Raw genomic sequence first — 26,858 nt, 5'->3', positions numbered from 1 at the left:
TTAATAAATGAGTGATTCAAAAAAAAATAGTAACTCTAATATGCCTAAATTTAAGTTTAATGCATATTGGATATATGGGGCCATATTTGTTCTAATAATGGCATTTCAATTTTTTAGTAGTGGAGATTTAGGTTCTAAAAGCATTACTAAAAATGAATTTAATGAAATTTTAGAAGAAAATGATATTTCTAAAATAGTTGTCGTAAATAACAACGTTGCACAAGTTTTTATTAAAGATGAAGCTATTGCAAAAAAAGATCGTTACAAAAAAATGGTTAGTTCAGCCTTTTATTCTAAAGGCGCTCCTTTGTATGAATATAATTTTGGAGATTTACAAAATTTCGAAAATAGTATAGAAAAAATCAAAGAAGAAAAAGAACTAGATTTTGATAAAGAAAATACCGAAAAAACTAGTATGATTGAAACCTTATTAGGTTTTCTTCCTTTTATAATTTTAATAGCTGTATGGTTATTTTTTATGAGAAGAATGTCTGGTGGAGGTTCTGGCGCTGGTGGTGGAGGTCAAATTTTTAACATAGGCAAATCTAAAGCCAAATTATTTGATAAAGACACCAAAGTAAAAACTACATTCGAAAACGTAGCTGGTTTAGAAGGAGCAAAAGAAGAAGTACAAGAAATTGTAGACTTTTTAAAAAGCCCAGAAAAATATACCTCTCTTGGAGGTAAAATTCCTAAAGGAGCCTTATTAGTAGGACCTCCAGGAACTGGTAAAACTTTATTAGCAAAAGCAGTTGCAGGAGAAGCTGGTGTACCTTTTTTCTCTCTTTCTGGTTCAGATTTTGTGGAAATGTTTGTGGGTGTTGGTGCTTCTAGAGTTAGAGATTTATTTAAACAAGCACAACAAAAATCTCCATCTATCATTTTTATTGATGAAATAGACGCAATTGGTAGAGCTCGTGGAAAAAATAGCATGACAGGAGGAAACGATGAACGTGAAAATACGTTAAATCAACTTTTAACAGAAATGGATGGTTTTGGTACAGATACAAACGTAATTGTTTTAGCTGCAACCAATAGAGCAGATGTATTAGATAGTGCCTTAATGCGTGCAGGGCGTTTTGATAGACAAATTTATGTAGATCTGCCAAATATTAATGAGAGAAAAGAAATTTTTGAAGTACATATAAAATCTTTAAAGTTAGCAGACGATGTTAAAATTGAATTTTTAGCACAACAAACTCCTGGTTTTTCTGGAGCAGATATTGCTAATATGTGTAACGAATCTGCTTTAATAGCTGCCAGAAATGGTAAGAAAGCAATTCATCATCAAGACTTTTTAGACGCTGTAGATAGAATTGTAGGTGGTTTAGAAAAGAAAAATAAAGTAATTACACCTAAAGAGAAAAAGGTAATTGCTTTTCATGAAGCAGGTCATGCAACCATTAGTTGGATGTTAGAACATGCTGCGCCACTAGTAAAAGTTACAATTGTACCAAGAGGGCAATCTTTAGGAGCTGCATGGTATTTACCAGCAGAAAGAATGATTGTGCAAACAGAACAAATGTTAGATGAAATGTGTGCTACTATGGGAGGTAGAGCAGCAGAGAAAGTAATGTTTGATAAAATTTCTACAGGAGCTTTAAGTGATTTAGAAAAAGTAACGAAACAAGCAAGAGCAATGGTTACAATTTATGGTTTAAATGAAACTGTAGGTAATGTAACTTATTACGATTCTTCTGGTAACGATGGCTTTGTAAAACCTTATAGTGAAGAAACAGGTAAGAAGATTGATAAAGAAATTTCTGATATAATCGAAGGACAATATGTTAGAGCTATTCAAATATTAAATGAAAATAAAGATAAGTTAACTACTCTTGCAGAATTATTATTAGAAAAAGAGGTTATCTTTAAAGACGATTTAGAAAAGATATTTGGTAAAAGACCTTTTGATGAACTAATAGAAGGAGAAGAATTAGCTGTTGAACAAAAAGGAGGAAGTCCTTCAGTAGAATTGACAACAGAAGAATAACTAAACACCTTTTAATTAATGAGTTTTTTTAAGAAATTGTTTAATCTTCCTTCAGAAAAGGAAGAAAATGAAACTCCAAAGGAAGATTTAAATCTTTCTTTGGATGATTTGTTTGTACACAATTTTGTAGAAAAAGGAGGTAAGTTTCTATATTGTTTAAAAAAAGGAGAGGTAGTTGAGAATTTAGAAAATATTTTAAGAGAAAATAATTGGAAGCAATTAACTCTTTCTGATAATGATATGTTAGGGTTTGTAGACCAAAAAACAGTAGCAATTACTCCAAATATCAAATCAAACTTGCCTATTTTTATCAAGTGCGAGCACTTAATTGCAGATAAAGGAGATATTTTATTTTCTTCAAATCAATTAAAAAGTACAAAACTATCAGAAATGCCACAAAACTTTATTGTCTTTGCAACAACTAGTCAGTTAGTTGCAGATATGGGACAAGGTTTAACCGGTATTAAAATTCATCATAAAGGAAATTTACCAACAAATATTTCTGCCGTTAAAAATTATGATATCAATAATAATAATGATGATAATTTCTTAAATTACGGTAACAGTAACTCAAAAAACTTATATTTGCTGTTATTAGAAGATTTGTAATATGAGTAACCTTTTAAAAAGGAGTCTTTCTGGAATTATTTACGTTTTAATTTTTTTATCAGCAATTCTTATTTCTAAAGAATCGTTTATTGTTTTAACTTCTCTATTTGCAATTTTATGTATTTGGGAGTTTTCTAAATTAATTGATTTTAAAGGTGTAATTGGTTACATTTTTTTTGGATTAACATTATTTTTGATGTTAAAAAGACCAGAAAATTATGCTGTTGTAGGTATTTTAGGTATTACAATAATTTCATCTTTATCTCTTATTTACTATTTATTTATAAAAAAAGATATTACTTTTTCTAATGATAGATCTAAACTAGGACTCTTGGTTAGATATCCTGTTTTCTCTATGATTTTCTTAGTTTTTTTGCCGAATTATCAAGGAGAATATAATCCTTATTTAATGATTTCTATTTTAATTATTATTTGGGTTAATGATAGTTTTGCTTTTTTGGTAGGTAAAAATATTGGAAAAAGAAAGTTGTTTCCATCTGTATCACCTAAAAAAACAATAGAAGGTTTTTTAGGAGGTTTATTTTTTGCTTTAGTCTCAGCTATTTTTATCAGTAAATTTAATGATGATTTTACTGTTGTCAACTGGTTAATAATTGCTTTTTTAGTAAGTGTTATTGGTACTATAGGAGATTTAATAGAATCTAAATTTAAAAGACAAGCAAATGTAAAAGATAGTGGAAATATTATGCCAGGCCATGGCGGTATTTTAGATAGACTAGATAGTTTGTTGTTTGTTGCTCCATTTGTATATTTGTATATTAATTTTATAATTTAAACATGATTCGTTTCCACAAAGAAGGATATAAAATAATTATTATTACTTTTATAATAGCAATTAGTGGTATTTTATTAGCAGAAAAACTTATTGAAATAACTTGGTTGGTAAAAGCTATCCAGATTGTAATGATAGCTTTTCTAGTAATAGTATTACAGTTTTTTAGAAACCCTAAAAGGTTAGCTTCTTTAAACGAAAAAACGATTGTTGCACCTGTAGATGGTAAAGTAGTTGTGATTGAAGAAGTAGAAGAACCAGAATATTTTAAAGGAAAAAGATTACAAGTATCAATTTTTATGTCTCCTATTAATGTGCATGTTACAAGATATGCAATGAGTGGGGTTGTAAAATATAGTAAATATCATCCGGGTAAATATTTAGTAGCATGGCATCCTAAAGCGTCTACAGAAAACGAAAGAACAACTGTTGTAATTAACAATACTGTTTTTGGTGATGTTTTGTACAGGCAAATTGCAGGTGCTTTAGCTAAAAGAATTGTAAATTATGCAAAAGAAGGAGATAAAGCAATACAAGGAGCAGATGCAGGATTTATAAAATTTGGTTCTAGAGTAGATCTTTTTCTTCCGTTAGATACAAAATTAAAAGTTGCTTTAGGAGATAAAGTTAAAGGAGGGATTCAAGTTATTGCAGAAAAATAATTTTTTATGGAATATGATTTAGACCAAGAGTTTAATGAGGCTTATTCTAAAATTTCTGAATTAAGAAAGGCAATAGCACCAGATATAATGCTAAAATTGTATGCATACAATAAGCAGGCAAATTTTGGGAACAAATTTTCTTTTAATAATGACGTAAATGTTAGAAATGCATTTAAATTAAATGCATGGATACAGTTAAATGGAATGAAATCTGACGAAGCCAAAAAAGAATATATAAAGTTAGCAAACACAGTTTTAAATACTAAAAAATAAGATCATGAAAAAAACATCATTTTTATTATTCGCGTTTATTATAGCATTCAGTTTTTCATCTTGTAAATCTGAAAAAAGTACAGATTCTAAAAAAGAAGAAACTGTTGAAGTTAAAAAGAGTGATGCTGCTTTTTCAGTTGCAAGTGCAGATAATTCTATCAATTTTACAGCTTACAAAACTACAGAAAAAATTGGCGTAGGTGGGCAGTTTAAAAAAGTTGATGTATTAGCTGGCGGAGAAGGAGCAACGGTAAAAGAAGCAATTAATAATACAGAATTTTCTATTCCTGTAAGTAGCATTTTTACAAAAGACAGTAGTAGAGATTTTAAAATCCAAAAATTCTTTTTTGGAATAATGGATAATACAAAATTACTTTCTGGTAAATTAATGATTACTGATGATACAACGGGTGTTGCAGAAATTAAAATGAACAATGTAACAGAAAAGGTTGCCTTTACATATACAATTGTTAATAATGTTTTTAACATGAAAGCAACAATGGATATTACAAATTGGGGAGCTTCTGCAGCGTTAGAAGCTTTAAACGAAGCTTGTTTTGATTTGCATAAAGGTGCAGACGGAGTTTCTAAAACTTGGAGTGAAGTTGCTTTAGATATAACAACTACTTTTTAAAAGAAATTATAAATTATTTAACGCTTCTTTTAGCGTTTTAAATCGGAAAGAATATCCATTCTTTTCGATTTTTTTTGTCGAAATTCTACTTCCTTCTAGCAATAAAACGGCCATTTTACCAAGTACAATTTTTAATATAAAACTAGGAACACCAAATGATAAAAAAGGTCTTTTAATACTTTTTGCCAACGTTTTAGAAAAAGATTTATTAGTTTGATGTTCTGGCGCAACAGCATTAAAAATACCTGATAAATTATCTTCAATAGCTTTTACATACATTTCGCACAAATCATCAATATGAATCCATGGTAAAAATTGTTTTCCAGAACCTAAAGGAGATATAATAGGTGTTTTCATTTTATCTATAGCACCACCTTTATCAGATAAAACAATACCGGTTCGTAAAATAGTTACAGGTATTTTTTTTGTAGAAAATTGATGTGCTGCATTTTCCCATTTTTGGCAAACTTCTCCTAAAAAATCATTACCAGGTTTGTCTGTTTCTGTATAAATTTTATCAGAAGTTATAGCGCCGTAGTAACCAATTCCAGAAGCAGAAATAAATCCTTTTAAATCAATGTTAAGTTCGCTTATTTTATCAAAAAGTAAATTGGCAGTTTTTACTCTACTATCAATAATAATTTGTTTTCTTTCTTCTGTCCAACGTTTATCGGCAATTCCTGCTCCTGCTAAATGTATCATATAATCAGAGTTTAATAAGGCTTTTTCATCAATATAATTATCAGAAATATCCCATTTAAATTCATTTTTATTTTTAGGATTTCTACTTAAAATTACCACTTCATGTTTTTTATCTATCAGTAATTTTGATAATCTTTTGCCGACTAAACCTGTACCACCTGTAATAATTATTCTTGCCATAAGGTAAATATAATTATTTTTTGTTTAATATTTTTTTAAAATGATAAAACAAATTTATGCTTGCATATATTAAAGCAATGTTAATCTTTATTTTTCATCCGTATAAAACAGTATTTTTATAATGATGAAAAATAATAGTAAAAGAAAAGGATTTGTTTTTAAAACATACGAAGCTGAACATGTTTCGCCTTTTGATAAGTTATTCGAAATTTTTAAGGAACTAATTACGCATACATCTGGCGATTTTGATGAAGCCATAGACTGGTTACGCTCTTTAGATAAAGAATATAATTTAACGGATGAAAACTATACCATTGATGATTTTGTAGAAGATCTTAAAAAGAAAGGATATATAAAAGAAGAGATTAAAGGCGATGGAACTGGAGGAACAAAAATTACTCCTAAAACAGAACGTGCAATTCGTCAGCAAGCATTAAATCATATTTTTGGTAAAATAAAAAGAAGTGGTGCAGGAAATCATAAAAGTAAATCTCCAGGAATAGGGGATGAACATACCGGAGATTTTAGAAATTATCAGTTTGGAGATGCTTTAGACAAAGTTTCTATGACAGAAAGTATTAGAAACGCACAAATAAACAACGGAATTGATAGTTTTAATTTAACGGAAAGCGATTTGGTTGTAGAAGAAACGTTGCATAAAAGCCAAATGAGCACAGTTTTGATGATTGATATTAGCCATTCTATGATTTTGTATGGAGAAGACAGAATTACACCAGCTAAAAAAGTAGCGATGGCTTTGGCGGAATTAATAACAACTCGTTACCCAAAAGATACTTTAGATATTATTGTTTTTGGTAACGATGCTTGGTCTATTAAAATTAAAGATTTACCGTATTTACAAGTTGGTCCTTATCATACAAATACCGTTGCTGGTTTAAATTTAGCTATGGATTTATTGCGAAGAAAACGAAATACTAACAAACAAATTTTTATGATTACAGATGGTAAACCAAGTTGTTTGCGTTTGCCAGACGGACAGTATTATAAAAATAGTAATGGTTTAGACAAATACATTGTAAATAAATGTTACGCAATGGCACAACAGGCTAGAAAATTACACATACCAATTACCACTTTTATGATTGCACAAGATCCATATTTAATGCAATTTGTAAGAGCTTTTACACAAGCCAATCAAGGAAAAGCATTTTATACAGGTTTAAAAGGTTTGGGAGAAATGATTTTTGAAGATTACGAAACCAATAGAAAAAAACGAATTAAAGGATAATAAAAAGCTATTAGCTGTTAAAAAACATAAGAGTAAGTGCTAAAGGCAAAAGCCAATAGCGAAAAGCAAATTATATGAATATAAGTAGTATTAATACATTAGGAGAATTAAAAAAATCAGGATATAAATCGAAATCTATTAAAGATGAATTAAGAGAAAACCTGATTACCAAAATAATGAATAAAGAATCTGCTTTTAAAGGGATTCATGGTTATGAAAATACGGTAATTCCTCAATTAGAAAGAGCCATTTTAAGCAAACACAATATTAATTTATTAGGATTAAGAGGACAAGCAAAAACACGTTTAGCAAGGTTGATGTTAAACTTGTTAGACGAATACATTCCGGTTGTAGAAGGCTCAGAAATTAATGATGATCCATTACAACCAATTTCTAGATTTGCAGTAGAAAAAATTAAAGAAAAAGGAGATGAAACTCCTATTTATTGGATGCATAGAAGTGAGCGTTTTGCAGAAAAATTAGCAACGCCAGATGTTACAGTTGCAGATATTATTGGAGATGTAGATCCTATAAAAGCAGCAAATTTAAAATTAAGTTATGCAGATGATAGAGTAATTCATTACGGAATGATTCCGAGAGCAAACAGATGTATTTTTGTAATTAATGAATTGCCAGATTTACAAGCTAGAATTCAAGTAGCATTGTTTAATATTCTACAAGAAGGTGATATTCAAATTAGAGGATTTAAATTAAGACTGCCTTTAGATATGCAGTTTTTATTTACAGCAAATCCAGAAGATTATACCAATAGAGGAAGTATTGTAACGCCTTTAAAAGATAGAATTGGTTCGCAAATATTAACACATTATCCAGAAGATATAGAAACTGCGAAAACAATTACGCAACAAGAGGCAAAGCTAGATGAAAGACAAGCAGAAACTATTTTTGTGCCAGAATTGGCAAAAGATTTGTTAGAGCAAATTGTTTTTGAAGCAAGAGAAAGCGAATATATTGATGTAAAAAGTGGTGTAAGTGCACGTTTAAGTATTACAGCTTTTCAGAATTTATTAAGTACAGCAGAAAGAAGATTGTTAATTTCTGGTGATGAAAAAACAACAATTAGATTAAGTGATTTTGACGGAATTATACCGGCAATTACTGGTAAAGTAGAATTGGTTTATGAAGGGGAACAAGAAGGAGCAGCATCTGTAGCTCAAAATTTAATAGCAAATGCCATTAAAACATTGTTCCCAATTTATTTTCCAGAAATCAAAAAATTAGAAAAACAAACAGCAGAATCTCCTTATGATGATGTAATCTCTTGGTTTTTTAATACTGATTCAGATTTTGAAATTTTAGATGATTTAAACGAAAAAACTTATACAAAACTATTAGATAATGTTACTCCGTTAGAAAAACTATTAGAAAAATATCAGCCAAAATTAACAAAGCAAGAAAGTTATTTTGTAAAAGAATTTGTTTTATGGGCGCTGGTAGAATTTAAAAAATTAAGTAAATATAGATTTTCTGAAGGCACACAGTTTAAAGATCCGTATGGTAATTTTATGAGCGGATTGTAAAATTACCTAACATCACGAGATTTTATATTCTCATTACATAACCGAATTATTTCTATAATTCGGTTTTTTCTTGTTGTTTCTCTTTTAGCTTGTTGTAACCAATACAAATAGCTTTTTCTATAACTTGGTGCAAAATTATTGTAGTTTGTAAAAGCCGTTTTATTTTTATCAAACTCAGTTTGTAAATCAGTAGGAATTATTCCTTTTTCTACAGCATCTAAAGCTGTCCAAGAACCATTTTCTTTTGCAATTTTAATAATATCAAATCCGCTTTGGTGCATTAAATTGTTTGCAGTTAACTCTTCAATATATTTTTTATTTACGGCACTCCAAATACTTTTTTGTTTTCTTGGGCAAAAATATTGTCTTCGTTTTCCGTTACCTAAACTTTTTACAGTAGCATCAATCCAACCAAAACAAAGAGCAACTTTTACGGCTTCTTCCCATCGCATAGATTCTTCTTTATTTTCTACTTTATAAAAAATAAGATAAACCCCGTTAGAAGAATCGTAATTTTTAGATAACCAATTACGCCATTCTACATCATTTTTAAAATAAAACTCTTGCAATTTTTTCATAATGTAATGATATTAATTTTTAATGATGAGTAAAAATAAAATGATTTTTTTCCATTCCTTATTTGCTATTTTTTTGTTAACATAATTATCACAATCATAAAAATAGGTGAACAAATAATCTTATAAACCTTAAGTTTTGGATGCTCTTCTAATTTTTGTTAAATTAACGAATATTAATAATTTTAGCTTAAAAATATATTTAAATGACTGTAAAAAGCTTAAAAATGGAGAATGAAATAAAGTTATTATCATTTGACATTGATAATACGTTAATAGATTTTCATACCTATAAAAGTAATTTTAAAAAAATATGGGAAAAGTATAAAGACCAAAATGATGTTATTTTAACATATAATACAGGGCGTTTAATAGATGACGTTTTACATTTAATAGAAAAAAAGGTGTTGCCAGAACCAGATTATATAATTTCTGGAGTAGGTACACATATTTATAACTTTAAAAAAGGAGCTCTTGTAAAAGAATTTAATGACGTTTTAGATGATGGTTGGAATCTTGAGTCTGTAGAAAATATCATTCAAAAAATAGATCATCCTATAAGTGATCAACCAAGTAAGTTTCAACATTCATACAAAAGAAGTTACTTTTTTCATGACGCAAGTACAGAGCTTGTAGAAGGTATAGAACAAGATTTTGCAGATGCAGATATGGATGTTAATGTGGTTTATTCTGGTAATAAATATTTAGATATTTTGCCAAAATGGGCAAATAAAGGAAATGCCTTACAATGGTTAATTAAAAGACTAAAAATAAAAACAAACGAAGTTTTAGTTGCAGGAGATAGTGGTAATGATTCTGCAATGTTCGATTTAAAAGATGTATTTGGTATTGTAGTTGCAAATGCACACGAAGAACTTTATATCTATACAAAACATAAAAAAGTTTATCACACAGAAAAAGCAAAAGGAGATGGAGTTATAGAAGGTTTAATTTTTTATGGAATTTTACCAGAAAAAGCTATAGAAGATGTTGTAGTAGATCATTCAGACGATTTCTTTATTAAAAGAGAAATAGAGAATATTGCTCTAGAAGATACAGATGAAAAAATAGCTTTAATTAAAGAAGGTTATGTAAAAGCGATAGAGGCTTTAAAGAAAAATATTACTCCGTTAGGATTTTCTGCTTGTTCTATTAAAGACAATATACCAAGCGGAACTGATGAAAACTACCACAGTGTTTGGGCTAGAGATGGTGCAATTACGGTAATTGGTTCTTTGTCTTTAATTGATGATGAAGAAATACATCAATGTCAAAGACAAACATTAATTACTTTGTTAGAGCACATGTCTAGAAACGGACAAATACCTGCCAATGTAAGATTAAAAGATGAAGAACCAGATTATTCTGGAGTAGGAGGAATCTGTTCTATTGATAGTGGAATTTGGGTAGTAATTGCGTTTTATGAATATGTAAATGTTACCAAAGATATAGAGTTCTTAAGAAAATATATTGGAGATATTAAAGAAACTATGCGTTGGTTAGGTGCACATGACAGTAATAATGATGCACTTTTAGAAATACCAGAAGCAGGAGATTGGACTGATTTATTTGGTAGAAGCTATAATATTTTATACGATGAAATTTTATGGTACAGATCTAATGTTTGTTTTGGTAGAATGTTAGAAATGTTAGGTAATCATGAAGAAGCTGGTGAGTATATTAGATGGTCTCAAGTAATTAAAAAAGAAATTGTACAAAACTTCTGGCCATCAACACAACAAAAATTATTTCAATCGGTTTCTTTTGCCGAAAAGCAATTTACACTAGGAGATACATCTTATTTAATAGCACAAACAACACCTTTCGATTTTAGTTGGCGTTGTGATACTTTGGGGAATATTTTAGCTTTTTTACACGGTACAATAGATGCAGAAAAAGCACATCAAACCTTTAGGTTTATGTTAGGTGTTGGTGTAAATGATCCTTTTCCGGTAGCAAATGTGTATCCGGTTGTAAGTCCTGGAGATCCAGATTGGAAACCATATTATACAGTAAATCTTTTAAATCTACCAAACCATTATCACAATGGAGGAATTTGGCCTTTTGTGGGAGGTTTTTGGGTGAAATTTGTAAATAAGTTAGGTTTTAGAGATGTAGCAATTGCAGAACTACACAAACTTGCTTTAATAAACAAAGAAGGTATTACAGATGAATGGGAATTTACAGAATGGGCGCATGGTACAACAGGTAAACCAATGGGTAAAGCATACCAAGCATGGTCTGCTGCCCAATATATAGCAGCTTGTAATGATTTAAAAATAATTAAAACTAAAAAATAGAAATATGAAGTCGATATTAATGATCTCTTTACATGGTTACGTTGGTGCAAATGCAGAATTAGGAAAACCAGATACAGGAGGTCAAGTAGTATATGTATTAGAATTAGCAGATAGATTTAGTAGATTAGGAAAACGTGTAGACTTAGTAACACGTCAGTTCGAAGATCAACCAGAGTATGATCACGTAGACGAAAATTTTAGTGTTTGGAGAATTCCTTTTGGTGGAAAAAAATTCATCAGAAAAGAAGACATGCACGATCATCTTAAAAAGTTTGTAACCAATTGTTTGGCTGCAATAAAAAAAGAAGGAAAAAAATACGATGTTGTATATTCTCATTATTGGGATGCAGGTTGGGCAGGACAAAAAATTGCAGAAGAATTAGGTATTTGCCATGTACATACACCACATTCTCTCGGTTGGTGGAAACAGCACACGATGGGAAGCGATATGGACGAGAAGGAAATGGAGAAAACATATCGTTTTAAAGAACGAATTAGAAAAGAATATTTTGTGTATCAGATGTGTAATTTTGTTATTGCAACAACATTACCTCAAGTTGATTTGTTAGTACAACAGTATGATGTTTTAGCAAGAAACTGTAGTATGATTCCGCCAGGAATAGATGAAAATAGATTTTTCCCTGTTCCATCAAAAGAAAATGATAAAATCCGCTTAAAGTATGATATTAAGCCTACTGATATTTTAGCTTTAGGTAGAATGGCACATAATAAAGGTTACGATTTACTTTTACATGCTTTACCAACAGTTTTTGAATTGTGCCCAGAGGCAAGATTAGTTGCTGCAATTGGTGGAGATTCTCAACAAGATAGAGACGGAATAGAAAAGCTAAAAGAGCTTGCTAAAGAGTTGGGTGTAATGGATAAAATAAAGTGGAAAAATTATATTGCAGATGAAGATTTGGCAAATGTTTACAGATCTGCAAGTATTTTTGTAATGCCTTCTAGGTACGAACCTTTTGGTATGGTTGCTATAGAAGCAATGGCTTGTGGTACACCAAGTGTTGTTACTGTACATGGTGGTTTGTGTGATTTAATTGATTTTGGAAACCAAGCATTATTTGCAGATCCTCATAGACCAAAAGAATTTGGTGCAATGATGGCAATGCCACTTTTATATCCTAATTTAAGAAATGAAATGTCTGTAGAAGGCGCAAGGTTTGCTCGTAGAAATTTTGGTTGGACAGGTATCGCAAAAAGGATGTTAGCTATTTTTTCTAGCTCTATAAGTCAAAGAACATCAGAAACTAATATTTATTAAAATTTATTTATGTCTACAATTGTTTGTTTTGGAGAGGTTTTATGGGATGTTTTTCCTAATCATAAAAAAATTGGTGGTGCGCCATTAAATGTAGCGTCTCGTTTGCAATCTTTTGCGAATAATGTTGCAATGATTAGTGCTATTGGTAATGATGATTTAGGAAAACAAATTTTGGAATATTTAAAAACACGCAAAATAGATATAAAAAATGTTCAGGTTTTAGATGATTTTAACACTGGTAAAGTTACTGTAACTTTAAATAATAAAGGTGCAGCAAGTTATTGTATAGAACATCCTAAAGCTTGGGATAAAATAAAATTTACAGAACAAGCATCAGCAGTAGTAAAAAGTGCTGATGCTTTTGTTTTTGGAAGTTTAATTTGTAGAGATGCTGTTTCTAAAACAACTTTATATAGTTATTTAGAAATTGCAAACTATAAAATTTTTGATGTTAATTTAAGGGCTCCTTTTTTTGATAAAGAAACTTTGATAGAATTAATGCATACAGCTAATTTTATTAAATTTAATGATGAAGAATTGTATGAAATTGCAAAATATTTAGGATCTAAGTTTAATAATTTAGAACAAAATTTATGGTTTGTTTCAGAAAAAACATCAACAAAACACATTTGTGTAACCAAAGGAGAACATGGTGCTGTTTTGTTATATAATTCAACACTTTTTTACAATAGTGGTTATCAAATAAAAGTTGCAGATACAGTAGGAGCTGGAGATTCTTTTTTAGCAACGTTAATCAATTACTTATTAGAAAAACAAAATCCACAAAGATCATTAGATATTGCTTGTGCTGTAGGAGCTTTAGTAGCCCAAAAAGAAGGTGCAAACCCAATAATTACAGAAAAAGAAATTTTAGATTTTAGTGGTTTGTAATTTATCTGTTATTTTAATAAACGTAAAAGCTTAAAACTCTAATAATCTTTATCATCATATTTTTTAAAACTCTCTTAAAAACCAAGTTGTATGCCTGGTAAATAAGAGTTTTTTTCTTTATGATAAATTAAAAAAAATAGAATTAAGAGTAAAAAGAATTTTAAATATTATTTTCTTAAAATTTTATTAGGGAAAACAACTACACTTTCTTCTCCATTTTCACCAACAGCAGCAACTCCAAAAAAGAAATTATCAATGACTATTCCGTCTAAAGTAAATTCAGTAGTTTCTACATATCTAAAATTATCCCAAGTAGGTGAAGTTGTATCTCTCCAGTAAATTTTATAACCTTTAGCACCATCAACATTGTTCCATTTTAACTTGGCAGAAGCTTCTACAATACCACCAATTGCAACTTCTTTAGGCGCTTCTGGAGCCCAAGCTAAACTAGCTAAATTAATAGCATTAACAGCTGTTAATTTTTTTGCATAATCAAAGTTTACATGTTCAAAAACATCACCATAATTAATACCGTTTTCGGTTCTAATGTCTTGATGTTGCTGTGTGTAATTTTCATGAGCTTCCATAATTCTAATTCCTGCAAAACCCAAGTCGTTAAAAGGTCTGTGATGTCCGCCACGACCAAAACGATCTAATCTATAAATCATCATTGGGTTCATTTCTGGCATGTAGGTTTTAGTAGTTTTATGAATGTATCTTGCTAATTGACGAGAGATTCCATCAACTTCTCCTCCATAAAAACGTCTAGCATTACGTTGTCTTTCTGTTTCGTTTGCAGGCACTGGTTCAGAAAAGATTCTTAAACTTCTGTTATCAATTACACCATCTACACCTTTAATATTACCAATCATATCATTATTTAAAATACCAATAATATCCCAACCTTTTTCTTTTGCATATTTAGCTAAACCAGCACCACCAAAAAGACCTTGTTCTTCGCCAGAAAGACCAACATAAATAATGCTACTTTCAAATTGATACTTACTTAAAACTCTTGCCGCTTCTATGGTTCCTGCCATTCCAGAAGCATTGTCATTTGCTCCAGGAGCATCTGTAGTAAAATCCATCGTGTCGCTTGCTCTAGAATCTATATCACCACTCATAATAATATATTTGTTAGGATATTTTGTTCCTTTTTGCACAGCAACAACATTAACCACATAAGCGTCATGCGGTACTCTTCTGTTTCCTTTTTTAGTAACTAAATCTTTTTGATAAAATACATTAATACAATTGTTACATTCTTTAGAAATATTATCAAATTCAGATTTAATCCAACGTCTAGCAGCACCAATACCACGTGTATTAGAAATGGTATCAGAAAAAGTATTTCTTGTACCAAATTCGGTTAATGTTTTTACATCAGCTTTAATTCTATCAGCAGAAATAGCATCAATAATATCGTATATTTTAGGATTAGTTTGTGCAGTAAAGGAAACTGTTATAAATAAAAAAAAGAAAGTAATTTTATGCATTTTAAAATATTTTTTTAAATATAATTCACTTTTTTATATTCAGGAAATTAGTTTTAAAAAATGGGAAAACTTTAGGTTTAATTTAAGAATTGATTTTTTAGTTATTCATAGATATTTGTGTAAATTTTACCAAATCAATTTTAATAAAAGGAGATTAAACTAATAGTAAAAGCACTATTTTTTTTACCTTTAGAGAATATTTAGAGTAAGATGGATAAAGAAAACTACAAGGTTAAAAACAATATTAAATTAGCAGATTTTGATACAAAAGAAGTAATAGATGAAGCTAAAAAGAAGCTTAAAAAGATTCGAAAAAAGCTAAGTGATATTCAAGATACTATGTATGCAGAAGGCAAATATAGTATGTTAATCTGTTTGCAAGGAATGGATACTTCTGGTAAAGATAGTTTAATAAGAGAGGTTTTTAAAGATGTAAATGCTCGTGGTGTAGAGGTACACAGTTTTAAAGTGCCAACAGAGTTAGAATTAAAACACGATTTTTTATGGCGTCATTATATAGCTTTACCTGCAAAAGGTAAAATTGGTGTTTTTAATAGAACACATTATGAGAACGTATTGGTAACAAGAGTGCATCCGGAGTATGTTTTTGGTGAAAATTTGCCAACAATTAATACTTTAGAAGATATAAATGATGATTTTTTTCATGATAGAATGGAAAGAATTAATAATTTTGAAAAACACTTAGTAGAAAGTGGAACTATTGTTTTAAAATTCTTTTTAAACTTATCTAAAGAAGAACAAAAAAATAGATTATTACGTAGATTAAATTTACCAGAAAAAAACTGGAAATTTTCTGCCGGAGATTTAAAAGAACGCAAACTTTGGGATAAATATCAGTTTTGTTATCAAGATTTATTAAACAGAACTTCAAAAGAATATGCACCTTGGTTTGTAATTCCTGCAGATGATAAACCAACAGCAAGGTTATTATTAGCAGATATTGTTTTAGAAGAGTTAGAAAAATACAATTTTAAAGAACCTGTGCTACCAACAAAAATACAAGCGCAAGTAGAAGAATTTAAACAACAATTAAATAACGAATAAATGTTAGTTGTAAAGTTATAATTAAGATGTTTTAACTTTATAAACTTTAAGAACTATTATAAATGAATTTAAACTTAAGAAAGCCAATTATATTTTTCGATTTAGAAACAACAGGCACAAATATTGCAACAGATAAAATTGTAGAAATTTCTATCTTAAAAGTGTTTCCTAATGGTAATAAAGAAAGTAAAACTTGGTTGGTAAACCCAGAAATGAAAATACCTCAGGCTTCTATAGATGTACATGGTATTACAAATGAAAAAGTAGCTGCAGAGCCAACTTTTAAAGAATTAGCACCCAAAGTAAATGAAATGATTGCAGATTCTGATTTGGCAGGTTTTAATTCTAATCGTTTTGATATTCCGCTTTTAGCAGAAGAACTTATGAGAGCAGGAATTGATTTTGATATGAAAAATAGAAAAGCAATAGATGTGCAAGTAATTTTTCATAAAAAAGAACAAAGAACATTAAGTGCAGGTTATCAGTTTTATTGTGGTAAAGAATTAGAAGGAGCACACGGTGCAGAAGCAGACACAAATGCTACTTACGAAATTTTGTTAGCACAATTAGATAAATATGATGATATAGAAAATACTGTAGATGCTTTAAGTGAATATTCTACTCATGGAGAAAGAGCAGATTTTGCTGGTTTTATTTTGATGAATGATAAAAAACAAGAGATTTTTTCTTTTGGTAAATATAAAGGTAGAACAGTAGAAGAAGTTTTTAAAGAAAATCCGGGTTATAATAATTGGATGCAAAATGCAGATTTTCCTCTTTATACAAAAAAGGTTTTAAGGGAAATTAAAGAAAGAATGAAACCGCAAAAAAAGAAAATGACGGATGCCGAAAAGCTACAAGCTTTACAGCAAAAGTTTAACTTAAGATAAAATTTTAGAGAAATCTAATTGTTTTAACACAAGTAATTTAGAAAAAATATGTTTACAGAATATAAAAATTTACCAAATAATTCTCGTGTTTGGATTTATCAATCAGATAGAGAGTTTACAGAAAAAGAAGTTGAATTTATTACAGAAAAATCTGTAGAATTTATCAATCAATGGACACGCCATGGAGATGATTTAAAAGGATCGTTTACTATAAAATACAATCAGTTTTTAATTTTAGCAGTAGATGAAAGCTTTAATAATGTTTCTGGTTGTTCTATAGATAGTTCGGTTCGTTTTATAAAGGCTTTAGAAAACGAATTAAAATTAGACTTAATGGATAAAATGAACGTTACTTTTAAAGATAATGATAATATTAATTTGGTAAAATTGGCCGATTTTCAAAAATATGCCAAAGCCGAAAAAATTACTTCAGAAACTATTGTGTTTAATAATATGGTAAATACAAAATCTGATTTTGAAACTAAATGGGAAGTGCCTGCAAAAGATAGTTGGCATAAACGTTTTTTTATATAAGAATACTTTTGGTTTAATAATTTAGTTTGCAAAAAAGTTGCGTTAAGGATAGAGCTATTTGTTTGAGCTCTTTTTTAGTTTTTTTAAAATAAAACTAAAAAAAGCGAGTAGCGAAAGCCTGTTAAAACGCCCTAAAAATATGTTGTAGAATAGTATGAAGAAAGAGTTGTTAATTTTACTTTTAGTTGGTTTTGTTTTTAATTTGTCTACACAAAGTGTAGATCCGTTAAGAACTAAAGATGCCGAGTTTCAAGAAATTTGGGTAGATAGTATTATAAATAATATGACTTTAGATGAAAAAATTGGTCAGTTATTTATGATTCAAGCTTACTCTAATAAAGATAAAAAGCACGAAGATTTTATTACAGAAATGATTACAAAATATCATGTTGGTAATTTAATTTTTATGCAAGGGACACCAGAAAAACAAGCAGAATTAACTAATAAATATCAAAGTTCTGCAAAAGTACCTTTAATGATTGGTTTTGATGGTGAGTGGGGTTTAGATATGCGTTTAAAAGATACCTATCGTTTTCCTTGGAACATGACTTTGGGTGCAATTAAAAATGATTCTTTAATAAAAGAGTTCGGAAAACGTTTAGGAGAACACTGCAAACGTTTAGGGATTCATATAAATTTTGCGCCGGTTGTAGATATTAATACAAACCCAGATAATCCAATTATAGGTAATCGTTCTTTTGGGGAAAGTAAAGAAAATGTAACCGAAAAAGCAATTGCTTTTACACAAGGTATGCAAAGTATGGGTGTTTTGGCTAACGGAAAACATTTTCCTGGTCATGGAGATACTGCAACAGACTCTCATCATACATTACCTGTTTTAAATTTTGACAAAAATCGTTTAGATTCTATAGAGTTATATCCGTACAAAAAAGTTTTTGATGCTGGTATTGCAAGTGTTATGACCGCACATTTAAGCATACCAAGTTTAGAGCCTAACAACAGATTACCAACATCTTTATCTAAAAACGTAGTAACAGATTTATTACAGCAACAATTAGGCTTTTTAGGTTTGGTAATTACCGATGGTTTAAATATGAAAGGTGCTGCAAATTATGCAACATCTGCAGAAATTAATTTAGCAGCATTGCAAGCTGGTAACGATATGTTATTAATACCACAAAATATACCGGCAACTGTTAATTTAATTAAAAAGGCAATTGAATTAAATACACTTTCTGAAGAAAAGTTAGAAGCTTCTGTTAGAAAAATAATAAGAGCAAAATATTGGGCAGGTTTGCACAATTATAAACCTGTAAAATTAGAACATCTTAAAGAAGATTTAAATTTTATAGAAGATGATTTGTTACATAGAGAATTGGTTAAAAAATCTTTAACAATTATAAAAAACAAAGCAGAAAATGTACCCATTAAAAACTTAGAAACTAAAAAAATAGCTTATGTAAAACTAGGTGATGGTTCTGGTTATAATTTTATAAATATGTTACAAAATTATACAAAAGTAGATGAGGTAAATGGTAAAAATCTAGATGAGGTTATTAAAAAACTAAAACCATATAATTTAGTAATTGTAGGTTTTCATAAATCTAATGCTAATCCTTGGAAAAGTTATAAGTTTTCTGAAAAAGATTTAGTTTGGTTACAAGAGATATCTAGAGAAAACAATGTTATTTTAGATGTTTTTGCAAGTCCGTATAGTCTGTTAAAAGTAAAAACATTTACAAATATAGAAAGTATTGTAGTTTCTTATCAAAATAGCAAATTAGCACAAGAATTATCTGCACAACTTTTATTTGGTGCTTTTGGTGCTAACGGAAAATTACCAGTTTCTATAAAAAAGGACTTTTTAGAAGGTACAGGTTTAGTAAGTGATAATTTAGATAGATTTGAGTATACGATACCAGAAGCAGCAAAATTATCATCAAAAAAATTAGCAGAAATAGATTCTTTAGCTAAAATTATTTTAAAGAAAAAAATGGCTCCTGGTTTTCAGGTTTTAGTAGCAAGAAATGGTAAAGTTGTTGTTAATAAAAGTTACGGTCATCATACAGATATCAATAGCGAAAAAGTTAAAAATTCTGATGTTTATGATTTAGCTTCACTTACTAAAATATTGGCTTCTTTGCCTTTGATAATGAAAGCGGAAGAAGAAAAAAAGCTTTCTTTAAACGAAAAGCTACAAGATCTTTTACCAGATTTTAAAGGTTCTAATAAAGCAAGTGTTTCGGTTGCAGAAATCTTGTCTCATTACGGTAGGTTAAAAGCATGGATTCCTTTTTATGTAGCAACACAAGATAGTGTAACACATAAAAATTTAGCAACATTTTATAGTAGCAAAGAATCTACAGATTTTAATATAAAAGTTGCCAACGATTTGTATTTAAATAAAAGTTATAAAGATAGTATTTATAAATATATTAGAGACGCAGACCAAAGAGAAAAAGAGGGTTATAAATACAGCGATTTAGGATATTATATTTTTAAAGAAGCTTTAGAAACAACGTATCATAAACCTTTAAATACTTTGGTAGATACAGAGTTTTATCAATCTTTAGGTGCTAACAGAACTAGTTATTTGCCTTTAGAAAAATTTGATGCTAATGAGATAATTCCTACAGAAAAAGATACCTACTACCGTAACCAATTAGTGCAAGGTTATGTGCATGATATGGGAGCAGCAATGTTAGGCGGAGTAGGAGGTCATGCAGGTTTATTTGCCAATGCAAATGATGTTGCAAAAATTATGCAAATGTATTTGCAGAAAGGTTATTATGGTGGTAAACGTTACTTAAAACCAGAAACGGTAGATAAATTTAACCATCGTTATTTTTCTGATAAAAAAGTACGTAGAGGTTTAGGTTTTGATAAACCTCAATTAAACCCAAGAGTAAAATCTACTTGTGGTTGCGTTTCAGATGAAAGTTTTGGCCATTCTGGTTTTACAGGTACTTACACTTGGGCAGATCCAGAAAGCGGAATTGTATACGTCTTTTTATCAAATAGAGTTTATCCAACAGCCGAAAATAAAGGATTAATAAGAAGTAACATGCGTACAGAAATACAGCAAGTTATACAAGATGCAATTTTAGATTAGAAGCTATTTCCTGCTTTCACTACTCGCTTTTTTTTCGCTTCGCTAATTAGGTTTCATAAAAAATATCTTTTTTATGAAACCTAATTTCAAAAAAGAGCTCAAACAAGTCGTTCAATCAGGGCTAAACTTGTTTGTTGGTTTTTTTTATGATTCGTTATTTTCTGCATTTTTTACAGAAAACTTAGCATAAATAATTACAGAAAAAATAGCTGCAAAAAAGTAAATAAAAGCGATTTTTTTATCAAAAAAGAAACTGATTATCCAACTTTGTAAAGCATAAAAAAGTGGAAAAGTAATTACATTTAAACCATACCTAAAAGTATCTGTAAACTCAATTTCATCAATTGATTTGTGTTGCTTTTTCCAGAATAAATAAGGAATAAAACTATTAATAACAATCAAATAAAATAGAGGTTTTAAAAAGTTAATCGGTTTTTTTACAGCTTTAGGTATATTATTTTCTTTAATCATTCTGTTTACTAAAGAAACATTTGTAAAATCTACATTAGCATCATTTAATTTTTTTAAAACAGTTTCATAATTTTTATCATCTGGTATATGTACTGTTAATTCTTTTAATTGGTTGCTAACATCTGTTTTTAAAATATTAATAGCTTTGGCTTTTGGGTGTGATTCTAAAATAGTTTTTGCATCAATTTGTGTTCCGTAATTAATGGCAACTTTACAAGGAAAAGTAGAGGAGTTTTGATAAGTAATACCCACCGGAATTACAGTAACATTTAAATCTGGAAATTTTTCTAAAGCACCAAAAACAATTCTAGTAAAACCTTTACTTAAGGGTTTTATATTTCTGTCTCTAGAATGTCCGCCTTGCGGAAAAATAAATAAAGTTTGTTTCTTTTTTAAAATATTAAAACACTTTTCAAAAACCTCTTCGTTGTTAGAAAGCTGACTTCTACCATCTCTAATTCGGTAAATTGGCATTAAGTTTAAACTTGCTAATGTTTTTTTAACCAAAGGTTTTTTAAAAACATCTGCTCTTACCAAAAAATGATTTTCTCTAGGATTATTAGAGGTAACAAGTAAAGGATCTAGCAATGCATTAGGATGGTTGATGGCAAAAAGAACAGCTCCTTTTTTAGGAATGTTATTTTTACCAGTAACTTTTATCTTTTTACAATAAAAAAACAAGCTTATTTTTACAAAAAGCTTTACAGAAAAGTACCATATTTTTTTTATCATAATTAAAGAGATTATTTAGTTTCTTTAAGAGAATTTCTGCCCCAATAAGTGGCTAAAATCATACCAGAAAACACATCCCAAATTCCCCAAAAGGCAGCAAGTAAAGCCATTCCTCCTAAACCTTCAAAAAAACCAAAAATTAATAATAATCCTAAACCACCATTTTGTATACCTGTTTCTATGGCAATTGTTTTGCAATCTTTTTTGTCTAATTTAAAAGATTTAGCGGTGAAAAATCCTAAGATGTAAGCAAAAATATTATGAAAAATTACTAAAAATAAAACATGATGAATGTGGTTTACAAATACATCTAAATTTTGAGAAAAAGCAATAAAAATTAAAGCAATAAAAACCAACATAGATAAAGGTTTTAAAACTTTTTCAATTTTGCTAGCCATTTTTGTATGGTAATAATTTATTAGCATTCCGGCAATTAGAGGGATTCCTAAAATTAAAGAAACCAGTTTAAATAAATCAAACGGATTTAAAGAAACGGTTTTTAAAATTTGATTAGTAGGTTCGTATAAACTACCCCAAAATTGCAAGTTAAAAGGTGTCATTACAATACAAATTAAAGTTGCAAAAGCCGTTAAACTAACAGAAAGAGCTGCGTTACCTCCTGCCATTTTACTAAAAAAGTTAGAAACATTTCCACCAGGACAAGCTGCAATCATCATCATTCCTAATGCAAAACTAGAGTGAGGTTTTATAATTAATATTGCTATAAAAGTTAGAGCAGGCAATAGTATAAATTGAGAGAAAACACCTACAAAAACTATTTTCGGATTTTTAAAAAGTCGTTTAAAATCATCTACTGTAATTGCCAAAGCAACACCAAACATAATAATAGCAATGGCGATATTTAAAACCCATAATCCGCTAGAATCAAAGTTTATTTTTATATCATCAATATTAATATTTGCATTAGTTTGTAAAAGCATATTCTATAATATTTGTACCCATTTTAAGTGCTTTTTCTCTAACACTTTTTGGGTTATTATGTATAATTTCATCTTCCCATCCATCACTTAAGTCGGTTTCATAATCATAAAAAACAATCAATCGTCCTTCGTAGAAAAGGCCAAAACCTTGCGGTGCTTTTTTATCATGTTCATGAATTTTAGGAATTCCGTTAGGAAAATCATAGGTCTGATGATAAATAGGATGATTTGTAGGTATTTCTTTAAATTCTAAGTTAGGAAATACTTTTTTTAGTTCTCTTCTAACAAATGTATCTAACCCATAATTGTCAGAAATATGTAAAAAACCACCAGATATTAAGTAACTTCTAAGATTGTCTGCATCATCATTAGAAAACAAAACATTACCATGCCCGGTCATAAATAATATAGGATAATTAAAAATATCTTGATTATTTATAGCGACACTTTGCGGGTTTTGTGAGATGTTTGTATTAATATTAGTGTTTGCAAATGCTATTAAATTAGGTACTGCTGTAGGGTTTGCATACCAATCTCCGCCACCATTATATTTTAAAATAGCCACATCTTGTGCGTTTATATTTGTAAGTATAAAGGCAAAAAAAAGTAATAATAATTGCTTCATTATTTAGTTTAGTAAAAATATAAAAGCAATATAAGAAAATCTTACTGATTGATGAATGAAACCGTATTTACAGCAACTAAAGCGGCAGTTTCTGTTCTTAATCTACTTTCTCCTAAAGAAATTGGAATGAATTTTTTTTCTAAACATTTTGCAATTTCTTGAGTAGAAAAATCTCCTTCAGGACCAATTAAAATGGTTGTTTTTTCTGATGGATTTATAACTGATTGCAATAGTGTTTTTTCTTGCTCTTCGCAATGAGCAATACAAACTTTACCATCTAAATCTTGTTTTAAAAAATCATTTAATTTTATAGGTTCATTTAATTTTGGCAATGTAAATTTTAAAGATTGTTTCATTGCAGATTGAATAATTTTTTGAAATCTTTCTAATTTTACAACTCTTCGTTCAGAATTAGAACAAATAATTGGTGTAATTTCATCAATACCAATTTCTGTAGCTTTTTCTAAAAACCATTCTGTTCTATCGTTTAGTTTTGTAGGGGCAATGGCAATGTGTAAATAATATTTCCAAGGTTTTGGTTTTTCTTCAAAAGCAATAACTTCTGCTAAACATTTTTTATCGCTAGCAATAATTATTTTTACATCAAACAAAAAACCTTTTCCGTTGGTAATTTTAAGAATGTCATTTTCTTTTTTACGTAGAACACGTACAATGTGTTTACTTTCAATCTTATCAAAAGTAATTTGTTGGGTTTCTGTTGTAATTTCTGAATTATAAAATAGTTGCATTAATATCTAATTTATAAGTTCTACGTCTTTTATGTGTTGTAGGATTAAAGTTTTCCCATAATTTTTGGATGGCTTTATTGTCTTCTAGCTCTGGAGTTCTAATACAATTTTCTATACCTAAAGGTGCAAAAGTTTTTGCATATTGATCAAAAATAATAGCATGTACACCTTTGTTTTGATAATCTGGTCTTACGCCAATTAAATAAAAAGTAACGTCTTTAGAGTGTTTTCTGGCTTTTAGTAAATGAAACAAACCAAAAGGAAATAATTTACCTTTTGCCTTTTGTAAAGCTTCAGAAAAAGAGGGCATTACAATAGCAAAAGCAATTAATTTGTTGTTCTCATCTACCACAAATTTTATGTATTCTGGATTGATAAAACCGATGTATTTTTTCTTAAAAAAAGCAATTTGAGCATCAGAAATTGGTACAAAAGACGATAATTTAGAATATGATGCACTAAAAACTTCAAACATTTCATCAACATAAGGCATTATGTCTTTTGTTTGAGTAAAATCTAATGCTTTAAGTTTAAAACGACGTTTTAAAATTTTACTTATTCTATCAAAATAAGGAATATCAACATTTTTAAATTTGAATTTGTTTTCTAAATATTCTTTTTCTTTAACAAAGCCTATTTGCTCTAAATGTTCTTTGTAGTAAGGGTGATTGTACCAAGTAATCATGGTTCCTATATGATCAAAACCTTCTACTAAAACACCTGTTTTATCTAGATTATTAAACCCGATAGGACCTTCTATATATTCTAAATTATTTTTTAATCCTATTTCTTTAACCTTGTTTAATAAAGCTTTACTAACTTCTATATCATCAATAACATCAAACCAACCAAAGCGCATTTTTTTAATTTGTTGTTTTTCAACTTCAAACCAATTTATAATTGCAATTACTCTACCAACAATTTTATTGTTTTTAATTGCAACAAAAAAATGAGCATCAGCATTTTCGAAAACAGGGTTTTTTGTTGGATCAAAATTGTCTATTTCGTCTTTAATAATTGGTGGAACCCAATATTTATTATTTTTATATAATGAAAAAGGAAATGTTACAAATTGTTTCATTTCCTTTTTTGTACTAATTTTTTTTATTGTAATCATATTACAAAAATAGTATTTCTATTTGTTATTTAAGTTTACTTAGCTTTCATTTTGTATTTTAAAATATACCAAGAAAACGCTTTCTTCTTTTTCGTTTTTTTCTTTTTTTGTTCGCCTTTTTTGTTTTTCTGATGTCAGAAATTTTAGGCTCTTTTATCTCTTTTCCGTATTCATCTAGTTCTATATAAGAATCTTTATGTCTATCTAACCTATAAGAAACACCTAAACTACCATAAAAACCTTGAGACCTTCCTTCTTGAACAAACCTACCAGACGTATTAACTTGTAAATTTCTATTAAATAAATAAGCTAAACCTAACCCATAATTTACTTTATTTAGATTTTCCATAATAATAGCTTGGTGTTCTAAAAAACCAGACCATCTTTGGGTAAAATTCTGTGTTGCTGTAATTATGTATGAAATTTCTGAGAAGTCAGAACCTATTTTATCATAATAAATATTAGAAATAACGTTAAACTCATTCGTTAAACTATGTTGTAATAACAAACCTACTTTGGGTGTAATTTGTTGTACTTTATATCTTTCTTCTACATAATCTGTATTAACACCAACGTAAACACCAACAGAAGGTATAAAGCGCCTAAAATCAAAAGCATGTCTTTTTCTCCAACTTCTTATTTCTTTACTTTTATCTTTATAATTTGGTTCGTAAATTAAATATTTTGCACCAACAGTAAATTGACTAAACCCCATTGTAAAATAATCTGAAGTAAAAATATTTTTAAAAGCTACTTTGTCTTTTTGATAGGTTAATTGCATATTTAATTCTAATTTTTCAAGAAAAAAACTAGTTCTAAATAATAAATCTGCACCTATAGATTGTGGTTGAGAAAAAGTAGGTTCTATACTTAAGTTTTTATAGAAAAAGTTACTTTCTAGTTGGTAAACACCTGTGCCAACACTGTAAGGACTTTGAGAAAAACCAGGAGAATTAGAATTTATAATACCTGTGTATTGTGCTTGTATATAGTTGTTTACAAGTAATATTAATAAGAATAATAGTTTAGCAACAAGTTTTTTCATAAATTATAATACAATTATATAAATAAGTAACTATCAAATAAGACAAACATAGGATAAATATGCTGCTTTTTAAAAGCAAACCATACTTTTTTGAGTTTATGAAAGTTTTATAGATTGTAAACGCCACAATTGTGTTCAAATTGTTATTTTTGATTAATTTTTTATAAATAGAACTATGTTAGCAGGATTATTTAAGACAATTCTTTACATTTTAGTATTTTATTATGCTTTTAAATTTTTGGCACGTTTATTTGCTCCTTTTTTAATGAAAAAGGCAGCAGAAACCATACAAAAAAAGGCAGAACAGCAATATAATAGAGGTTCGCAAAGACCCAAAAGTGATGTTTCTGAAGGAGAAACAGTTATTGATAAGAAACCAATAAGCCAAAAACAAAGCAAAAACTCTGTAGGAGAATATGTTGATTTTGAGGAAATAGACTAA

25 protein-coding genes are annotated in these 26,858 nt (G+C 28.9%); 16 read left to right on the top strand and 9 right to left on the bottom strand.

The genetic code is table 11. The features are described 5' to 3' along the window. The first annotated feature begins 7 nt into the window (after positions 1-7). The 6 genes from ftsH to KI686_RS04235 are packed head-to-tail and all read left to right on the top strand — an operon-like array spanning position 8 to position 4,961. Positions 8-1,990 (top strand): ATP-dependent zinc metalloprotease FtsH, encoded by a 1,983-nt coding sequence (gene ftsH, locus KI686_RS04260; RefSeq protein ID WP_237588027.1) that lies wholly within the window; start codon positions 8-10, stop codon positions 1,988-1,990. Positions 1,991-2,008: 18 nt separating this feature from the next. Next, the gene (locus KI686_RS04255) at positions 2,009-2,599 is read left to right on the top strand and encodes a hypothetical protein (protein WP_237588026.1); all 591 of its coding nucleotides are present in this window, start codon (positions 2,009-2,011) and stop codon (positions 2,597-2,599) included. A gap of 1 nt (position 2,600) precedes the next feature. Further along, positions 2,601-3,395, top strand: coding sequence for a phosphatidate cytidylyltransferase (locus tag KI686_RS04250; RefSeq protein WP_237588025.1), 795 nt, complete (start codon positions 2,601-2,603; stop codon positions 3,393-3,395). Between the two features lie 2 nt (positions 3,396-3,397). Continuing rightward, positions 3,398-4,054 (top strand): phosphatidylserine decarboxylase family protein, encoded by a 657-nt coding sequence (locus KI686_RS04245; protein ID WP_237588024.1) that lies wholly within the window; start codon positions 3,398-3,400, stop codon positions 4,052-4,054. A 6-nt stretch (positions 4,055-4,060) separates the two neighbouring features. Beyond that, a complete protein-coding gene (locus KI686_RS04240) occupies positions 4,061-4,327 on the top strand; it encodes an acyl-CoA-binding protein (protein WP_237588023.1) in 267 nt (88 codons plus the stop codon). 4 nt (positions 4,328-4,331) lie between these two features. Then, on the top strand, positions 4,332-4,961 hold the full coding sequence (locus KI686_RS04235) for a YceI family protein (protein WP_237588022.1): 630 nt from the start codon (positions 4,332-4,334) through the stop codon (positions 4,959-4,961). A gap of 6 nt (positions 4,962-4,967) precedes the next feature. On the opposite strand, the gene KI686_RS04230 is transcribed toward KI686_RS04235, so the two are convergent. Next, a complete protein-coding gene (locus tag KI686_RS04230) occupies positions 4,968-5,843 on the bottom strand; it encodes a TIGR01777 family oxidoreductase (RefSeq protein WP_237588021.1) in 876 nt (291 codons plus the stop codon). A 124-nt stretch (positions 5,844-5,967) separates the two neighbouring features. On the opposite strand from KI686_RS04230, the gene KI686_RS04225 reads away from it, so the two are divergent. Continuing rightward, positions 5,968-7,092, top strand: coding sequence for a vWA domain-containing protein (locus tag KI686_RS04225; protein WP_237588328.1), 1,125 nt, complete (start codon positions 5,968-5,970; stop codon positions 7,090-7,092). Positions 7,093-7,166: 74 nt separating this feature from the next. Next, positions 7,167-8,633, top strand: coding sequence for a MoxR family ATPase (locus KI686_RS04220; RefSeq protein WP_237588020.1), 1,467 nt, complete (start codon positions 7,167-7,169; stop codon positions 8,631-8,633). A gap of 2 nt (positions 8,634-8,635) precedes the next feature. On the opposite strand, the gene KI686_RS04215 is transcribed toward KI686_RS04220, so the two are convergent. After that, positions 8,636-9,211, bottom strand: a complete 576-nt coding sequence (locus KI686_RS04215; protein WP_237588019.1) for a YdeI/OmpD-associated family protein — start codon at positions 9,209-9,211, stop codon at positions 8,636-8,638. Between the two features lie 203 nt (positions 9,212-9,414). Here KI686_RS04215 and KI686_RS04210 point away from each other — a divergent pair, with 203 nt between their 5' ends. From KI686_RS04210 to KI686_RS04200, 3 genes are read left to right on the top strand one after another with little or no spacing between them, the layout of a single operon-like run. Then, positions 9,415-11,508 (top strand): HAD-IIB family hydrolase, encoded by a 2,094-nt coding sequence (locus KI686_RS04210; RefSeq protein WP_237588018.1) that lies wholly within the window; start codon positions 9,415-9,417, stop codon positions 11,506-11,508. A 4-nt stretch (positions 11,509-11,512) separates the two neighbouring features. After that, complete coding sequence (locus KI686_RS04205; protein WP_237588017.1) at positions 11,513-12,787, top strand: glycosyltransferase; 1,275 nt, start codon at positions 11,513-11,515, stop codon at positions 12,785-12,787. 9 nt (positions 12,788-12,796) lie between these two features. Continuing rightward, entirely contained in the window at positions 12,797-13,678 is an 882-nt protein-coding gene (locus KI686_RS04200) for a carbohydrate kinase family protein (protein ID WP_237588016.1), read from the top strand. A 167-nt stretch (positions 13,679-13,845) separates the two neighbouring features. On the opposite strand, the gene KI686_RS04195 is transcribed toward KI686_RS04200, so the two are convergent. Beyond that, positions 13,846-15,174: a M28 family peptidase gene (locus tag KI686_RS04195; protein ID WP_237588015.1), complete on the bottom strand. Its 1,329-nt coding sequence runs from the start codon at positions 15,172-15,174 to the stop codon at positions 13,846-13,848. A gap of 210 nt (positions 15,175-15,384) precedes the next feature. Between KI686_RS04195 and KI686_RS04190 the strand changes: the two genes are divergently transcribed. The 4 genes from KI686_RS04190 to KI686_RS04175 all read left to right on the top strand — a co-directional run bounded on the left by KI686_RS04190 (position 15,385) and on the right by KI686_RS04175 (position 20,736). Next, positions 15,385-16,239 (top strand): PPK2 family polyphosphate kinase, encoded by an 855-nt coding sequence (locus KI686_RS04190; RefSeq protein ID WP_237588014.1) that lies wholly within the window; start codon positions 15,385-15,387, stop codon positions 16,237-16,239. A 62-nt stretch (positions 16,240-16,301) separates the two neighbouring features. After that, positions 16,302-17,129: a 3'-5' exonuclease gene (locus KI686_RS04185; RefSeq protein WP_237588013.1), complete on the top strand. Its 828-nt coding sequence runs from the start codon at positions 16,302-16,304 to the stop codon at positions 17,127-17,129. A 48-nt stretch (positions 17,130-17,177) separates the two neighbouring features. Next, positions 17,178-17,663 carry an ABC transporter ATPase gene (locus tag KI686_RS04180; RefSeq protein ID WP_237588012.1) on the top strand — a complete coding sequence of 162 codons (486 nt, stop codon included), beginning with the start codon at positions 17,178-17,180 and terminating at the stop codon, positions 17,661-17,663. A 154-nt stretch (positions 17,664-17,817) separates the two neighbouring features. Next, complete coding sequence (locus KI686_RS04175; RefSeq protein WP_237588011.1) at positions 17,818-20,736, top strand: serine hydrolase domain-containing protein; 2,919 nt, start codon at positions 17,818-17,820, stop codon at positions 20,734-20,736. A 144-nt stretch (positions 20,737-20,880) separates the two neighbouring features. Here KI686_RS04175 and KI686_RS04170 read toward each other — a convergent pair whose 3' ends face one another. From KI686_RS04170 to KI686_RS04145, 6 genes are read right to left on the bottom strand one after another with little or no spacing between them, the layout of a single operon-like run. Continuing rightward, positions 20,881-21,939 (bottom strand): 1-acyl-sn-glycerol-3-phosphate acyltransferase, encoded by a 1,059-nt coding sequence (locus tag KI686_RS04170; protein WP_237588010.1) that lies wholly within the window; start codon positions 21,937-21,939, stop codon positions 20,881-20,883. 11 nt (positions 21,940-21,950) lie between these two features. Then, positions 21,951-22,880, bottom strand: coding sequence for a bile acid:sodium symporter family protein (locus tag KI686_RS04165; protein WP_237588009.1), 930 nt, complete (start codon positions 22,878-22,880; stop codon positions 21,951-21,953). Continuing rightward, positions 22,864-23,505 (bottom strand): DUF4159 domain-containing protein, encoded by a 642-nt coding sequence (locus tag KI686_RS04160; protein ID WP_237588008.1) that lies wholly within the window; start codon positions 23,503-23,505, stop codon positions 22,864-22,866. The genes KI686_RS04165 and KI686_RS04160 overlap by 17 nt, the downstream gene beginning before the upstream one ends. 41 nt (positions 23,506-23,546) lie before the next feature. Beyond that, positions 23,547-24,254, bottom strand: coding sequence for a 16S rRNA (uracil(1498)-N(3))-methyltransferase (locus KI686_RS04155; protein WP_237588007.1), 708 nt, complete (start codon positions 24,252-24,254; stop codon positions 23,547-23,549). Then, positions 24,238-25,371 carry a GTP cyclohydrolase gene (locus KI686_RS04150; protein WP_237588006.1) on the bottom strand — a complete coding sequence of 378 codons (1,134 nt, stop codon included), beginning with the start codon at positions 25,369-25,371 and terminating at the stop codon, positions 24,238-24,240. The genes KI686_RS04155 and KI686_RS04150 overlap by 17 nt, the downstream gene beginning before the upstream one ends. Before the next feature lie 58 nt (positions 25,372-25,429). Next, the gene (locus tag KI686_RS04145; protein WP_237588005.1) at positions 25,430-26,416 is read right to left on the bottom strand and encodes a transporter; all 987 of its coding nucleotides are present in this window, start codon (positions 26,414-26,416) and stop codon (positions 25,430-25,432) included. 175 nt (positions 26,417-26,591) lie between these two features. On the opposite strand from KI686_RS04145, the gene KI686_RS04140 reads away from it, so the two are divergent. Continuing rightward, a complete protein-coding gene (locus KI686_RS04140) occupies positions 26,592-26,858 on the top strand; it encodes a DUF4834 family protein (RefSeq protein ID WP_237588004.1) in 267 nt (88 codons plus the stop codon).

It is taken from the genome of Polaribacter sargassicola (assembly GCF_021991835.1).
Lineage (GTDB): Bacteria > Bacteroidota > Bacteroidia > Flavobacteriales > Flavobacteriaceae > Polaribacter > Polaribacter sargassicola.
Note: the sequence above shows the minus strand (reverse complement) of the source record. Positions and strands in the feature narration are given on the sequence as shown.

Bases quoted from the DNA above. Each gene is read 5' to 3' on its own strand.
- ftsH (WP_237588027.1), top strand. From the start codon at position 8: ATGAGTGATTCAAAAAAAAATAGTAACTCTAATATGCCTAAATTTAAG.
- KI686_RS04255 (WP_237588026.1), top strand. From the start codon at position 2,009: ATGAGTTTTTTTAAGAAATTGTTTAATCTTCCTTCAGAAAAGGAAGAA.
- KI686_RS04250 (WP_237588025.1), top strand. From the start codon at position 2,601: ATGAGTAACCTTTTAAAAAGGAGTCTTTCTGGAATTATTTACGTTTTA.
- KI686_RS04245 (WP_237588024.1), top strand. From the start codon at position 3,398: ATGATTCGTTTCCACAAAGAAGGATATAAAATAATTATTATTACTTTT.
- KI686_RS04240 (WP_237588023.1), top strand. From the start codon at position 4,061: ATGGAATATGATTTAGACCAAGAGTTTAATGAGGCTTATTCTAAAATT.
- KI686_RS04235 (WP_237588022.1), top strand. From the start codon at position 4,332: ATGAAAAAAACATCATTTTTATTATTCGCGTTTATTATAGCATTCAGT.
- KI686_RS04230 (WP_237588021.1), bottom strand. From the start codon at position 5,843: ATGGCAAGAATAATTATTACAGGTGGTACAGGTTTAGTCGGCAAAAGA.
- KI686_RS04225 (WP_237588328.1), top strand. From the start codon at position 5,968: ATGAAAAATAATAGTAAAAGAAAAGGATTTGTTTTTAAAACATACGAA.
- KI686_RS04220 (WP_237588020.1), top strand. From the start codon at position 7,167: ATGAATATAAGTAGTATTAATACATTAGGAGAATTAAAAAAATCAGGA.
- KI686_RS04215 (WP_237588019.1), bottom strand. From the start codon at position 9,211: ATGAAAAAATTGCAAGAGTTTTATTTTAAAAATGATGTAGAATGGCGT.
- KI686_RS04210 (WP_237588018.1), top strand. From the start codon at position 9,415: ATGACTGTAAAAAGCTTAAAAATGGAGAATGAAATAAAGTTATTATCA.
- KI686_RS04205 (WP_237588017.1), top strand. From the start codon at position 11,513: ATGAAGTCGATATTAATGATCTCTTTACATGGTTACGTTGGTGCAAAT.
- KI686_RS04200 (WP_237588016.1), top strand. From the start codon at position 12,797: ATGTCTACAATTGTTTGTTTTGGAGAGGTTTTATGGGATGTTTTTCCT.
- KI686_RS04195 (WP_237588015.1), bottom strand. From the start codon at position 15,174: ATGCATAAAATTACTTTCTTTTTTTTATTTATAACAGTTTCCTTTACT.
- KI686_RS04190 (WP_237588014.1), top strand. From the start codon at position 15,385: ATGGATAAAGAAAACTACAAGGTTAAAAACAATATTAAATTAGCAGAT.
- KI686_RS04185 (WP_237588013.1), top strand. From the start codon at position 16,302: ATGAATTTAAACTTAAGAAAGCCAATTATATTTTTCGATTTAGAAACA.
- KI686_RS04180 (WP_237588012.1), top strand. From the start codon at position 17,178: ATGTTTACAGAATATAAAAATTTACCAAATAATTCTCGTGTTTGGATT.
- KI686_RS04175 (WP_237588011.1), top strand. From the start codon at position 17,818: ATGAAGAAAGAGTTGTTAATTTTACTTTTAGTTGGTTTTGTTTTTAAT.
- KI686_RS04170 (WP_237588010.1), bottom strand. From the start codon at position 21,939: ATGATAAAAAAAATATGGTACTTTTCTGTAAAGCTTTTTGTAAAAATA.
- KI686_RS04165 (WP_237588009.1), bottom strand. From the start codon at position 22,880: ATGCTTTTACAAACTAATGCAAATATTAATATTGATGATATAAAAATA.
- KI686_RS04160 (WP_237588008.1), bottom strand. From the start codon at position 23,505: ATGAAGCAATTATTATTACTTTTTTTTGCCTTTATACTTACAAATATA.
- KI686_RS04155 (WP_237588007.1), bottom strand. From the start codon at position 24,254: ATGCAACTATTTTATAATTCAGAAATTACAACAGAAACCCAACAAATT.
- KI686_RS04150 (WP_237588006.1), bottom strand. From the start codon at position 25,371: ATGATTACAATAAAAAAAATTAGTACAAAAAAGGAAATGAAACAATTT.
- KI686_RS04145 (WP_237588005.1), bottom strand. From the start codon at position 26,416: ATGAAAAAACTTGTTGCTAAACTATTATTCTTATTAATATTACTTGTA.
- KI686_RS04140 (WP_237588004.1), top strand. From the start codon at position 26,592: ATGTTAGCAGGATTATTTAAGACAATTCTTTACATTTTAGTATTTTAT.